The following is a 14,120-nucleotide window of genomic DNA, read 5'->3' on the forward strand; positions in this document are numbered from 1 at the left end:
AGCATCTCCACGACCATGCCGAGCTGGACCTGCGACAGCGGGTACGCGTCGACCACCCCGGCCGGCAACGCGGCCCGGTCCTCGGCCGAGAGCAACGCGAACGGCGCCACGGTCGGCCCGTCGACGGTCGTACCCTCGACGGCCGCCTCCGGCACCGGACCGGCCAGCTTCTCGGCGAGTTCGGCGATGGTGCGGTACTGGAACACGTCCCGGACCGCCACCTCGAACCCGGCCGCCCGCAACCTCCCGACCAACGCCACCGCCCGGATCGAATGCCCACCCAGATCGAAGAAACTCTCCGTCACCCCAACCCGATCGAGCCCTAGCACCTCCCGCCACACCCCGGCAATCCGCTCCTCCACCGCGGTACGCGGCTCCACGAACACCGGCCCCGCATCCACCACGGCAGAATCCGGATCCGGCAACGCCCGACGATCCACCTTCCCGTTCGCGTTCAACGGCAGAGCATCCAACCCCACGAACACCGCCGGCACCATGTACTCCGGCAACCGAGACGCCACATGCCCCGTCAACCCGGCCACATCCAACTCACCCGACGAGGCCGGCACACAGTAGGCAACCAGGCGCCTGTCCGACGCCGCACCCACCGCCACCACCACCACGTCGCGGACCGCGTCGTCCTCCAACAGCACCGACCGGATCTCACCCAACTCGATCCGATACCCGTGCACCTTCACCTGATCGTCGACCCGACCAACAAACTCCACATCACCGGTCGGCAGCATCCGCACCAGATCACCCGTCCGGTACAACCGGGACCCGGCCGACCCGAACGGATCCGGCACAAACCGCTCCGCCGTCAACTCCGGCCGATTCACATAACCCCGAGCCACCCCCACCCCACCGACAAACAACTCACCCAACACACCCACCGGAACCGGGGCGAGGTCAGCGTCCAGGACGTACATCGACATGCCCGGCAACGGACGACCGATCGGCAGTACGTCGGCGCGCTGCGCGCCCTGCACCGGGTAGACGCAGGTGCCGACCGACGCCTCGGTCGGGCCGTACTCGTTGACCAGCTCCGCGTCCGGGGCGCACTCGCGCCAGCGCTCGAGGGTGTGCCGGGTGAACGCCTCGCCGGCCACCACGGTGATTCCGGCGAGCCCGCTGGCCTCGCCCGGTGCGAGCTGGTGCGCGAGGACCTCCAGGTGGCCGGGGGTCAGCTTCAGGAAGCTGAACGGACCCGCCGCCAACAGTTCGGGGCCGAGATCCGCCATGTCCAGCTCCGGACCCGCCAACCACACCCGCTGACCCGACACCAACGGCGCCCACACATTCGGCACCACCAGATCGAACGCCACCGACGAGAACAACGCCGAACCACCCACACCACGACCAGCCAACTCCCGCGCCGCCCACGACACATGGTTGACCAACCCACGATGCGACACCGCCACACCCTTCGGCCGACCCGTCGACCCCGACGTGAAAATCACGTACGCCAGACGGTCGAGATCGGTCGGGACCGAGAGCGGCGTCGCGGGCTGTTCCGCGATGGTCGGCGCGTCCCGGTCGACCAGGACCCGCACCGGGATCTCCGGGAACCGGTCGGCGTAGCCGGAGCCGGTCACCACCACCCGGGTGCCGGCGTCGGCCAGCATGTCTGCGAGCCGGTCGGCCGGGTGCGCCGGGTCGAGCGGGACGTACGCGCCGCCGGCCTTCCAGACCGCCAGCATCGCCACGAGCAGCTCCGGGCCCCGGTCCAGCAGCACTCCGACGACAGACTCCGGCACCACACCGCAGGCGCGCAGGTGCCGGGAGAGCCGGTTCGCCCGGGCGTCCAGCTCGGCGTACGTGAGCTGCTGACCGGCGCACTCGACCGCCACCGCGTGCGGGGTGGCCGACATCTGCGCGACGAAGCGCTCCGGCACGGCCGGTCCGGCCGGTTCGGCGGCGGTGCGGTTCCACTCCACCACCAGCCGCTGCCGCTCCTCGTCGGCGAGGAAGGTACCCCGGGCGTCGCCCTCCGGGTCCGCCGCCATCGCCTCCAGCACGGCCCGGTACATGGCGCCCATCCGGTCGCCGTTGGCCCGGCTCAGCACCCGGGGGTTGACCGCCATCGTCACGTAGCCGAGCCGGACCGCCACGGCGAGCGGGAACTCGGTCGGGCTGTCGTCGATGCTGGCCATGTAGTCGACGAGGTCCCGGTCGACCTGGTCGAAGTCGTGGTAGCTGAACCGGACGTCCATCAGCCGCTGGCCGTCACCGAACTCGCGCTGGATCTCCGGCATCGGGAACCGGCGGCGGGGCCAGATCTCCATCTCCCGGGCGTAGGTCCGCCCGACCAGCTCCAGCCAGGTCCGGGCGCCCCGGTCGTAGCCGAACGGCAGGCTGTTCAGGTACATCCCGTAGACCCGGTCGGCGCCGACCACCTCGGGTCGGCCGTGCAGCACCAGACCGGTCAGGAACGACTCCTCGGCGGTGAGCTGGCTCATCACCTTCAGGTGCGCGGCGAGCAGCACCGTCTTCAGCGACGCCTTCGCCCGGCTGGCCAGCTTGCGCAGGTCGGACTCCAGGTCGTGGAAGGGGACCCCGAGCATCAGCGACTCGCGCGGCGCGTCCTCGTCGCCCCAGCCGGTGGGCAGGGTGAACCGGGCGTACCGGCCGACGATGTCGCGCCAGTAGTCCCGGTCCTCCGTCGAGGCCAGCGAGCGCAGCTCGGCGCCGATGAAGTCGGCGAACCGCACCGGCGGCGCCTCGACCTCGGCCGGGGTGCGGCCGTCGCGGATCTCCCGGTAGAGGTCGAGTACCTCCATCAGCAGCGAGTGGTGGCTCCAGCCCTCGATGATGGCGTGGCACTCGGTGACCGACAGCCACCAGGTCTTGTCGTCGCAGACGTGCGCGTGCAGCCGCATCAGGGCCGGCTGGGTCAGGTCGAAGACGTCGGCCCGCTCGACCGCGGTGAACTCCCGCAGCGACCGGTCCAGCTCGGCGGCGTCCAGATGCCGCAGGTCCCGCTCGCCGACCGGCATCTCGGCGGTCGGGTACACCACCTGCATCGGCACCGAGTACGTGGTCAGGTCGATCGCGGTCCGCAGCACCTCGTGCCGGGCCACCACGATCCGGGCCGCCTCACGGAGCGCCTCCAGCGCGAACGGCTGCTCGTCACGGATCCGGAACGACGTCACGTTGTGGTACGCGTGCAGCTCCCCGTCGGAGAGCATCTCGACGACCATGCCGGCCTGGACCCGGGACAGCGGGTACGCGTCGCTGGCGCCGGCCGGCACCTTCGCCCGGTCCTCGGCGGAGAGCAGCTCGAACGGCGCCACCGGGCGCTCCTCGGCGGCCGGCGCCGACCGGCCGTCGAGGATCCCGCAGAGTTCCGCGACGGTGCGGTGCGCGAAGACGTCCCGGACGGAGACGTCCAGCCCGATCGATCGCAGCTCGCCGACCAGGGCGACCGCCCGGATCGAGTGCCCGCCGAGGTCGAAGAAGCTGTCGTGCACGCCGACCCGCTCGACCCCGAGCACGCTCCGCCAGATCGCCGCGACCCGCTCCTCGACCGGGGTACGCGGCGGCACGTAGGCCTGCTCCCCGGAGAGTGCGGCGCGGTCCGGTGCGGGCAGCGCACGGCGGTCGAGTTTGCCGTTGGCGGTCAGCGGCATCTTCTCCAGCGGCACGAACGCGGCCGGCACCATGTATTCCGGCAGGCCGCGAGCGAGGAACTCGCGCAGCTCGGCCGGGCTCGGCACCTGGTCGTCCTCGGCCACCAGATAGCCGACGAGTCGCTTGTCGCCGGGGATGTCCTCCCGGACCACCACCACCGCGTCCCGGACCACCGGGTGTGCGGCGAGCACGGTCTCGATCTCGCCAAGTTCGACCCGGTAGCCGCGGATCTGCACCTGGTCGTCGATCCGGCCCAGGAAGTCCAGCCCACCGTCGGGACGGCGCCGGGCCAGGTCACCACTGCGGTACATCCTGGCACCCGGCTCGGCCGCGAACGGGTCCGGCACGAACCGCTGCGCGGTCAGCTCCGGCCGCTTGAGATAGCCCCGGGCCACGCCGGGACCACCCACGTGGATCTCACCCGGGACGCCGACCGGCACCAGGTTGCCGTACCGGTCGAGGAGGTAGATCCGCAGGTCGCCGAGGGGGTAGCCGACGGGGTTGCCGGGGTCGCCGATGTCCTGCGGGCGTACCTGGTGGTAGGTGGAGTGCACCGTGGTCTCGGTGATGCCGTACATGTTGAGCAGGGCCGGGCGGTCCAGACCGAACCGGTCGGTCCAGGGGGCCAGCTCGGCCATCTCCAGCTTCTCGCCGGCGAAGACCACGGCCCGCAGCTCCAGGGCGGCGAGCCGGGGATCGTCGTCCCGGGCGAAGCCGACCAGGCTGCGGAACGCCGACGGGGTCTGGTTGAGCACGGTGACCCGCTCGGCGACCAGCAGCTCCAGGAACTCGTCCGGCAGCCGGGTCACCTCGCGGGGTACCACCACCAGCCGGCCGCCGTAGAGCAGCGCGCCCCAGAGTTCCCAGACGGAGACGTCGAAGGCGTACGAGTGGAACAGCGGCCAGACGTCGGCGGCGGAGAACCGGTAGTGGGTCTCGCCGACGGTCAGCAGCCGGAGCACGTTGGCGTGGGTCAGGCAGACCCCCTTCGGCCGCCCCGTCGACCCCGAGGTGTAGATGACGTAGATCAGGTTCTCCGGGCCGGAGAGCGGGGCCGGGTTCTCCGCCGGCTGCCCCGACAGGTCCTCCTCGTCCAGGTTGACCACGGTGCCGGCCGAGAAGCCGGCGACCGTACCGGCCAGGGACGACTGGGTCACGATCACCGACGCGCCCGCGTCGCCGACCATGAAGCCGAGCCGGTCCACCGGCTGCGCCGGGTCCAGCGGCAGGTACGCCGCCCCGGACTTCAGCACGCCGAGCAGGGTCGGCACCAGCTCGATGCCCCGCTCCAGGCAGACCCCGACCAGGGACTCCGGTCCGGCGCCGAGCGCGCGGAGCCGGTGCGCCAGCCGGTTCGCCCGGGCGTTCACCTCGGCGTACGTCAACGAGAGGTCCTCGAAGGTCACCGCGACGGCGTCCGGCGCGGTCGCCACCCGCTCCTCGAAGACCTGGTGCACGGTCCGGGTCGGCGCCACCGCGTCGATCCGGAACGGGTCGGCGACTCCGGTGACCTCGGCCCGCTCGGCCTCGTCGAGCAGGTCGACGGCGTGCAGCGCCCGGTCCGGGTCGGCGACGACGGCCTGGAGCAGCCGGACGAGGTGCCCGCCCAGCCGCCGCATCGTGGACGCGTCGAAGAGCGCGGTCGCGTACTCCAGGTGGGCGCGGAGGCCGCCGTCGGCGGCCTCCTGGATCTGGAGCGTCAGGTCGAAGCGGGAGACCTGGGAGAGCGCGTCCAGCGCCGAGACCGTCAGGCCCGGCATCGCGTACGCCCCGGCGCCCGCCTCGTGCATGGTGAAGGCGACCTGGAACAGCGGGGTACGGGACATGTCCCGCTCCGGCTGGAGTTCGTCGACGAGCTGCCCGAACGGCACCTCCTGGTGGTCGAAGGCGGCCAGCACGGTCTGCCGGTTGGCCGAGAGCAGCTCGCCGAAGGTGATGTCGGAGTCCCAGCGGGCCCGCATCACCAGGCTGTTGATGCCGTACCCGATCAGCTTGGACAGCTCGGGCCGGTTGCGCCCGGAGACCACCGTGCCGACCGGGATGTCGGTGCCGCCGGTGTACCGGGACAGCAGCGCCTGGTAGCCGCTGAGCAGCACCATGAACAGGGTGGCGTCGTGCCGCCGGGCGAGGTCGCGCAGCTGCCCGCCGAGCGCGGCCGGCAGTTCCACCTCGACGACCGCGCCGGCCCAGTCCCGGGTCGCCGGGCGGGGCCGGTCCGCCGGCAGGTCCAGCGGCGGTACCCCGACGAGCTGCTGCCGCCAGTAGTCCAGGTGCCGCTGGTGCTCCGCCTCCGAGCGGTTCCGCTCCCAGGCGGCGTAGTCGGCGTACTGCACCGGCAGCGGGGCGAGGGTGCTGGGCCGGCCGGCGAGCGCGGCCGCGTACAGCTCGCTGAGTTCCTCGGCGAAGACCCCGACCGACCAGGCGTCGCAGGCGACGTGGTGGAAGACCACGACCAGCAGGTGGTCGTCGTCGGCCAGCCGGACCAGCCGGGCCCGGACCGGCCACTGGGTGGCCAGGTCGAACGGGATCGACGGCTCCTCGGCGGCCCGCGCGAAGCCCCGGTGCTCCCGCTCCGCCTCGGGCAGGTCGGTCAGGTCCGTCACCGCCAGCTCGACCGGCCCGGCCGGGTCGATCACCTGGACCGGCTCGCCGCCGACCAGCGCGTAGCGGGTACGCAGGATCTCGTGCCGGCCGACCAGCTCGGTCAGCGCCCGGCGCAGCGCGGCGGAGTCCAGCGGGCCGCGCAGCCGCAGCGCCAGCGGTACCAGATATTCCCAGCTACCCGGGTCGAGCCTGCTCAGGAACCACATCTGCTGCTGCCCGAAGGAGAGCGGCAGCGGGCCGTTCCGGTCGACCCGGGTCAGCGCCGCGCGGCGACCGCCGCGCAGCCGCCCGGCGAGCCGGGCCCGCAGCAGTTCCTCCCGGGCTGCCTCGACACTGCGTTCGATCGTGCCCTCGCCCGTGCTCATCCTCTTTGCTCCTTCAGCAACGCCAGGCCGGCCAGCAGGTCGGACTCGGAAAGCTCGTCGATCTCGGCGCGGATCCGCTCCTCGACCGCCTCGGCGATCCGCGCGATCGTGGGCCGTTCGAAGACGGTCCGGACCGGAAGGTCGATCTCGAACTCCTCCTGGATCCGGGAGGCCAGCCGGACCGCGAGGATCGAGTGGCCGCCGACGGTGAAGAAGTTCGTCTGGGTACCGGCGTCGACGTCGAGCAGCTCGGCCCAGATCTCGGCGATCCGCTCCTCGACCGGTCCCTGCGGTGCGACGTAGCCGGCCGCGTCCACCTCGGCGACCGTCCGGGCCGGGGTCGGCAGCGCGCGACGGTCGAGCTTGCCGTTGGGGGTCAGTGGGATCTGCTCCAGCGGCACGAACACGCCCGGCACCATGTAGTCGGGCAGCCGGCTGCCGCAGTAGCCGACCAGCTCGGGGACGAGCGGTGGGTTGTCGGCGTCCGGTACGTAGTAGGCGACGACCCTCGGCTGGCCCGGCTCCGGCTCGTCGGTCAGCACGACCGCGTTCCGGATCCCGGGGTGTGCGGCGAGCACGGTCTCGATCTCGCCAAGTTCGACCCGGTAGCCCCGGATCTGCACCTGGTCGTCGATCCGGCCCAGGAAGTCCAGCCCACCGTCGGGACGGCGCCGGGCCAGGTCACCACTGCGGTACATCCTGGCACCCGGCTCGGCCGCGAACGGGTCCGGCACGAACCGCTGCGCGGTCAGCTCCGGCCGGTTCAGGTAGCCCCGGGCCACCGCCGGGCCGCCGACGTGGATCTCGCCGGGAACACCGACCGGGACCAGGTTGCCGTAGCCGTCCAGCAGGTAGATTCGGGAGTCGCTCAGCGGGTAGCCGATCGGGTTGCCGGAGCCGGTGATGTCCTGCGGGCGTACCAGGTGGTAGGTGGAGTGCACCGTCGTCTCGGTGATGCCGTACATGTTGACCAGTGCCGGCCGGTCACCGAACCGGGCCATCCAGGGGGCCAGCTCGGCCATCTCCAGCTTCTCGCCGGCGAAGACCACGGCCCGCAGCGACAGCCGGTCCAGCCGGGGGTTGCCGTCCCGGGCGAACCCGACCATGGCGCGGAACGCCGACGGGGTCTGGCTGAGCACGGTGACCCGCTCGGCGACCAGCAGCTCCAGGAACTCGTCCGGCAGCCGGGTCACCTCGCGCGGCACCACCACCAGCCGCCCGCCGTAGGCCAGGGCACCCCAGAGTTCCCAGACCGAGACGTCGAAGGCGTACGAGTGGAACAGCGTCCACACGTCGTCGGCGGAGAAGCCGTACCGCGGATGGGTGGTGGTGAAGAGCCGGAGCACGTTGGCGTGGCTCAGGCAGACCCCCTTCGGCCGCCCCGTCGACCCCGACGTGTAGATCACGTAGATCAGGTCCTCGGGGTGCGAGACCGGCGCCGGGTTCGCCACCGGCTGCCCCGACAGGTCCTCCCGGTCGAGCACCAGCAGGTCGCCGTCGAAGAACCCGGAGACCGTGTCGAGCAGCGACGACTGCGTCACGACCACCGGAGCGCCCGCGTCGCCGACCATGAAGCCGAGCCGGTCCACCGGCTGCGCCGGATCCAGCGGCAGGTACGCCGCACCGGACTTCAGCACCCCGATCAGCGTCGGGACCAGGTCGATCCCGCGCTCCAGGCAGACACCGACCAGCGAGCCGGGCCCGATCCCGCCGGCCCGCAGCCGGTGCGCCAGGCGGTTCGCCCGGGCGTTCACCTCGGCGTACGTCAACGAGACGCCCTGGAAGGTCACCGCCACCGCCGCCGGGGCGAGCAGCACCCGCTCCTCGAAGACCTGGTGCAGGCAGCGGTCCGGCGCACCGGTGCGGAACGGGTCGATCCGGCCGGTGCCGACCAGCTCGTCGACCGGGTCGAGGAAGTCCACCGCGCCGAGCCGCAGCTCCGGGTCGGCGGTGACCGCCTGGAGCAGCCGGACCAGGTGGCCGCCCATCCGGTCCACCGTGGAGCGGTCGAAGAGCGCTGTCGCGTACTCCAGGGCGCCGAGCATCGCGCCGTCTTCCTGGACCCGGACGAAGAGCGTCAGGTCGGTCTTGGCGATCTGCCACGCCTCGGTGAACGCGGCCAGGTCGTCGGCCCGCACCGCACCGCCGGTCAGCCCCTCGTCGTGCAGGTCGAAGGCGACCTGGAACAGCGGGGTGCGGGACATGTCCCGGTCCGGCTGGAGGTCGTCGACGAGCTGCTCGAACGGCAGCGTCTGGTGCGCGAACGCGGCCCGGCAGACCTCCCGGGTCGCCTCCAGCGCCTCGCCGAACCGCATTCCGGCGGTCAGGTTCGGCCGCAGCACCAGCGAGTTGAGGAAGAAGCCGACCATTTCCTCCAGCTCGGGCCGGTTGCGGCCGGCCACCGGGGTGCCGACGGCGACGTCCCAGCGTCCGGCGTACCGGGCGAGGAGCGTGCTGAACGCGGTCAGCATCGTCATGTACGGCGAGGCGCCGTACCGCCGGCCGAGGTCACGGATCGCGGCGGCCAGTTCGGCCGGGATGGTGAACGGGGCGAGCGCGCCCAACGGGTCGCGGCGGGCCGGGCGGGGACGGTCGGTCGGCAGGTCCAGCGGCCCGAGCCCGTCGAGGGTCTTCCGCCAGTACGCCAGCTCCGCCGCCAGCACCTCCTCGGTCAGCCAGCCCTGCTGCCAGCTCGCGAAGTCGAGGTACTGGATCGGCTGCTCCGGCAGCTCCGGGGCGCGCCCGGCAACCGTCGCCGCGCAGAGTTCCCGCAGCTCCCGCTCCAGCACCACCGACGACCAGCCGTCGCAGGCGATGTGGTGCAGGGTGAGCAGCAGCACCGATTCGCCGGCCGGGGTACGGCCGGCAGTGGCCGGGATCCGCACCGAGGTCGGCGGGGTCGGCGTCGGGGTGCCCGGGAAGCGGACCAGCAGCGCCCGCCAGACCGGGCCGGTGGCCAGGTCGAAGCCGCGCTCGAACTCGCCGCGGAACACCGTCTCCAGGTCGGCCGCGTCTGCCTCGACCACCCGCAGCTCGACCGGGCCGGGCGGGTCGACCACCTGGCGGGGCTCGCCACCGGTCTCGACGTAGCGGGTGCGCAGGATCTCGTGCCGTCCGGCCAGCGTGTCCAGCGCCCGCCGGACCGTGCTCTGGCTGACCTCCGGGCCGAGCCGGACGAAGAGCGGGGCGACCCACTCGGTGTTGCCCGGCTCCAGCCGGTCCAGGAACCAGAGCCGGCGCTGCCCGAACGACAGCGGCAGCGGCCCGGTCCGGGGCACCGGGACGATCGGCGGGCCGTCGTCGGTCGGCACCGCGATCAGCTTCGCCTGCTGCTCGACCGTGGGCGCGGTGAAGAGGCCGCGCAGCGGGACCTTGCTGCCGGAGGCCGCCCGGAGCTGGTTGGCGAGCCGGGTGAGCAGCAGCGAGGAGCCGCCGAGCGAGAAGAAGTCGTCGTGCGCGCCGACCCGGTCCACCTTGAGCAGTTCCGCCCAGGAGCGGGCGACCAGCCGCTCGGCGGCGGTACGCGGCGCCACGTACGGCGGGCGGCCGTCCTCGGCGCCGATCTCCGGGGCCGGCAGCGCCGCCCGGTCCACCTTGCCGCTGCTGTTCAGCGGGAACTCCGGCAGGGCCACGAAGGCGGCCGGGATCATCGGGTCGGGCAGCCGGTCCCGGAGGAAGGTACGCAGCCGGTCGGCGGTCGGCACCCGCTCGCCGGTGACGTACCCGACGAGCCGCTTGCCGCCCTCGGCCGCCTCCACGGCCAGCACCACGGCGGCGTCGACGTCCGGGTGGGCGACCAGCGCCGACTCCACCTCGCCGGGTTCGATCCGGACGCCGTTCACCTTCACCTGGTGGTCGAGCCGCCCGATGTACTCCAGGGTCGCGTCGGTCCGCCACCGCACCAGGTCACCGGTGCGGTAGAGCCGGGACCCCGGCGGCCCGTACGGGTCGGGGACGAACTTCTCGGCGGTCAGCTCCGGCCGGCCGAGGTAGCCCCGGGCCACCCCTACCCCGCCGGCGTGCAGTTCACCGGCGACCCCGACCGGCACCGGGTCGCCGTTTCCGTCCAGTACCAGCACCCGGAGGTTGGCCAGGGGCCGGCCGATCGGCACCGGTCCGGTCGGCAGCGCCGGGTCGTACGGGTGCGCGGTCACGTCGATGGCGCACTCGGTCGGCCCGTACGTGTTCCAGAGGGTGACCTTGAGCCCGTCGGTGAGCCGCCGGCACAGCTCGGCGTGCAGGGGCTCGCCGGCCGAGAAGAGCAGCCGCAGCGAGGTGCAGTCCCGCCAGCCCGGATCGTCGGCGACCAGCCGCAGCACCGACGGCACGCCCTGGAAGACGGTGACGCCGTACCGGTTGATCGCCCGGACCAGCGCCGCCGGGTCGCGCTCGGCGCCGACCGGGGCGAGCACCACGGCGCCGCCGCTGACCAGCGGGGCGAAGAACTCCCAGCAGGCCGCGTCGAAGGTCAGCGCGGTCTTCTGCAACACCCGGTCGGCCGGGCCGAGGCCGTGCTGCCGGACCGCCCAGTCGACCCGGTTGGCGATCGCCGCGTGGCTGATCATGACGCCCTTGGGTCGGCCGGTGGAGCCGGAGGTGTAGATCGCGTAGGCGAGGTCGTCCCCGGTCGCCGGGTTGACCGGCGCCTCGTCGGGCAGCCCGGCGAGTTCGGCCGCGATGTCGTCGAGGTGGAGCACCCGGGCGCCGGTGCCGGCCACGAGCTCGGCGTGCGCCGAGCCGGTGAGCACGATCCCGGCGCCGGTGTCGGTCAGCACCCAGGTCGCCCAGTCCCGGGGGTGGTCCGGGCTCAGCGGCAGGTAGCCGGCACCGGCCTTCCAGACGCCGAGCAGCGCGACGACCAGGTCGACGCTCCGGGGCAGGCAGACCCCGACCAGCGTGTCGGGCCCGGCACCGAGGCCGCGCAGGTACCGGGCCAGCCGGTTGGCCCGGCGGTCCAGTTCGGCGTACGTCACCTCGACGTCGCCGGCCAGTACGGCGACCGCGTCGGGCGTGGCCGCCACCTGGCGGGCGACCAGCGCCGGCAGGATGTTGGCGGACCCGGCGACGTTCGCCGGCCCGCTGGAGTCGCCGACCAGGTCAGTCCGGCTTCGATCGGGGTTCATGGGTGCTCCTCACCTCGTTGCGGGGGCGGTCAGCTCTGTGCCGCCGCCATCCGCTGGCGCAGGCTCAGCGGGCGCATGTCGGTCCAGACCTCGCCGATCCGGGCGAGGCAGTCGGCACGCGGGCCCTCGGTGCCCTCGGCGTGCCAGCCCGCGGGCAGATCCCGGTCGGCGGGCCAGATCGAGTACTGCTCCTCGTCGTTGCGGACCACCCGGTACACCCGGTCGTCGGTCTGCTCGTCAGCCATCGGAACTCCTTGTGGTTGGTCGAGGCTCCGGCCGGGGCCGGATCACCTGGGATTCGCGGTGCCGCCGGTGGCGGGCAGGAAGTCGTCGACGCGGATGCCGAGGCCCCGCTCGACGGCGGCGGCCCGGACGAACTCCGCGAGGGCGATGTCCAGGGCGCCGAGGCCGAACGGCGAGAAGACCACCGTCCGGTCGGGATCGCGGCGGAAGCCGCCGGTGCCGCGCAGGATCTGGCCGATCGGCGCGTCGATGAAGTCGCGGTGCCCCACCTGCTGCTCGGTCAGGTGCAGCGAGGTCCGCTCCCGGCAGACGTGGTCGGCGTCGTCGACCACGTTCTGGCTGGCCAGGATCGTCGCCGGGGTCAGGTCGCGCAGTGAGACGTGCAGCACGAGGGTGCCGGGGCGGGCCGGGCCGAGGTCGAGGTGCGGCTCGGCCGCCGTGGTGGCGATCGAGACCAGGTCGTGTGCCGCGACGGCCCGGCCGGCGTCGGCGGCGAGCGTCACGTGCAGGGTCGGCGAGAGGTCCGCGCACTGCCGGGCGAACGCGGCGGCCCGGGTGCAGTCGCTGTCGAAGAGGGTCACCTCGGTCAGCGTGGGCAGCGCGGCGAGCAGGAAGCGCAGCACCTCGAGGTTGATCACGCCGCAGCCGATCAGCGTCACCCCGCTCGGGCCCGACTCGCGGACCAGCAGCCGGGCCGCGAGTGCGGCACTGGCCGCGGTCCGCTTGGCCGAGATCACCGAGCCTTCGAGCAGCGCCGTCGGCGTTCCGGTGTCGAGGTCGTTGGTCACGATCGAGGCGCTGGCCCGGGCCAGTCCGCTGGCGATGTTCCCCGGCCAGGAGGCGATCCACTTCATCCCGGCGGCCGGCGACTTCCCGCCGACGTACGCGGGCAGCCCGATGATCCGGTTGCGGGGCTGGTCGGGAAAGCGGAGGAAGATCGAGTGCGGTACCGCGGTGGCACCCTCGTCGTGCAACCGGTACGCCTCGCCGACCAGCTCGATCAGCGCGAGTTCGCGCTCGGCGAGGATCTGTCGCACGTCGTCATGTCGAAGGATCAGCATCAGGCCTGATCACCCACCGGAGGCTTCCTTCCAGAGGTGCGAAACTTCACCGAAGCGGCTCCGTACCCAGTCGTCGGAATAGATCGTGTCGAGGTAGCGGTCGCCACCGTCGGGGAAGATGAGCACGCACTTCGCGTCCTCGGGGATGCTCGGAACGCGCCGCTCCAGGGCCGCCACGGTGGCCCCGGAGGAGCCGCCGGCCAGGATCGCCTCCCGGGCGGTGAGCCGGCGGCAGGCGGCGACGCACTCGAGGTCGGTCACGTGGATGACCTCGTCGGCGGCGTCCGGGTCGAAGAGTCCCGGCCGCAGCGACGCGCCGTGCCCGGGCAGCAGCCGCTCGATCGGCTGCTGCCCCTCGAAGATCATGCTGCCGACGGCGTCGACGGCGACGATCTTCGTGTTCATTCCGTGCTGGCGGACGTAGTCCGCGCAGCCGCGCAGGGTGCCGCAGGAGCTGACCGCGCAGAACAGGTAGTCGACGGAACCGTCGAGCGCGTCGACGATCTCGCCCATGGTCTGCCGGTGCGCGATCGGGTTGAGCGGGTTCGCGTACTGGTTGGGCCAGAACGCGTGCGGGGTGTTCGCCACCAGTTCGCGGACCCGGCGTACCCGCACCGGCAGGTACTCGCCGCTGTCCGGGTCGGGCCGGTTGACCACCTCGACCGACGCCTGGTACGCCCGCAGTATCGCGATGTTCTGTTCGGTCGTCTTCGCGTCCACGACACAGACGAACCGGAGCCCGAAATACCGGCAGATCTGGGCGAGCCCGACCGCCAGGTTTCCCGAACTCGACTCGACCACCACCGACCGGCCCGGCTGGAGTTCGCCACTGCGGATTTTCTCCAGCAGCATGCTCAGCGCGGTCCGGTCCTTGACGCTGCCGCCGGGATTGAACCGCTCCAGCTTGGCGAACACCTTGATTCGAGAATCGGGTACCAGGCGTTCGAGTTCCACCAGCGGCGTGTTCCCGACGGTCGCGAGGATGCCCTTCAGCGCGTGCGGTGAACCTTTTTCAACCTCCCCTTGAGGTTGGTCGTGGCCGCCGGTGAGGGCCGGCGTGCAGGCGCCGCGCTCTCCAGGTCGTAAAAGGTCCA

5 protein-coding genes are annotated in these 14,120 nt (G+C 72.4%); all 5 read right to left on the reverse strand.

The features are described from left to right. Positions 1-6,599: amino acid adenylation domain-containing protein (locus tag V1634_RS32555; protein WP_331211458.1), on the reverse strand; the 6,599-nt coding region annotated here is incomplete at its 3' end. Beyond that, positions 6,596-11,722 carry an amino acid adenylation domain-containing protein gene (locus V1634_RS32560; protein WP_331211459.1) on the reverse strand — a complete coding sequence of 1,709 codons (5,127 nt, stop codon included), beginning with the start codon at positions 11,720-11,722 and terminating at the stop codon, positions 6,596-6,598. The genes V1634_RS32560 and V1634_RS32555, both read right to left, overlap by 4 nt. A 29-nt stretch (positions 11,723-11,751) precedes the next feature. Continuing rightward, positions 11,752-11,967, reverse strand: a complete 216-nt coding sequence (locus V1634_RS32565; protein ID WP_101365415.1) for an MbtH family protein — start codon at positions 11,965-11,967, stop codon at positions 11,752-11,754. A gap of 42 nt (positions 11,968-12,009) precedes the next feature. Next, positions 12,010-13,026, reverse strand: a complete 1,017-nt coding sequence (gene sbnB, locus V1634_RS32570; protein WP_331211460.1) for a 2,3-diaminopropionate biosynthesis protein SbnB — start codon at positions 13,024-13,026, stop codon at positions 12,010-12,012. A gap of 9 nt (positions 13,027-13,035) precedes the next feature. After that, positions 13,036-14,010: a 2,3-diaminopropionate biosynthesis protein SbnA gene (gene sbnA / locus V1634_RS32575; RefSeq protein WP_331211570.1), complete on the reverse strand. Its 975-nt coding sequence runs from the start codon at positions 14,008-14,010 to the stop codon at positions 13,036-13,038. Positions 14,011-14,120 lie beyond the last annotated feature (110 nt).

Source organism: Plantactinospora veratri (genome assembly GCF_036421995.1).
Lineage (GTDB): Bacteria > Actinomycetota > Actinomycetes > Mycobacteriales > Micromonosporaceae > Plantactinospora > Plantactinospora veratri.

Excerpts from the sequence above, each read along its gene's own strand:
- V1634_RS32560 (WP_331211459.1), bottom strand. The coding sequence starts at position 11,722 with ATGAACCCCGATCGAAGCCGGACTGACCTGGTCGGCGACTCCAGCGGG.
- V1634_RS32565 (WP_101365415.1), bottom strand. The coding sequence starts at position 11,967 with ATGGCTGACGAGCAGACCGACGACCGGGTGTACCGGGTGGTCCGCAAC.
- sbnB (WP_331211460.1), bottom strand. The coding sequence starts at position 13,026 with ATGCTGATCCTTCGACATGACGACGTGCGACAGATCCTCGCCGAGCGC.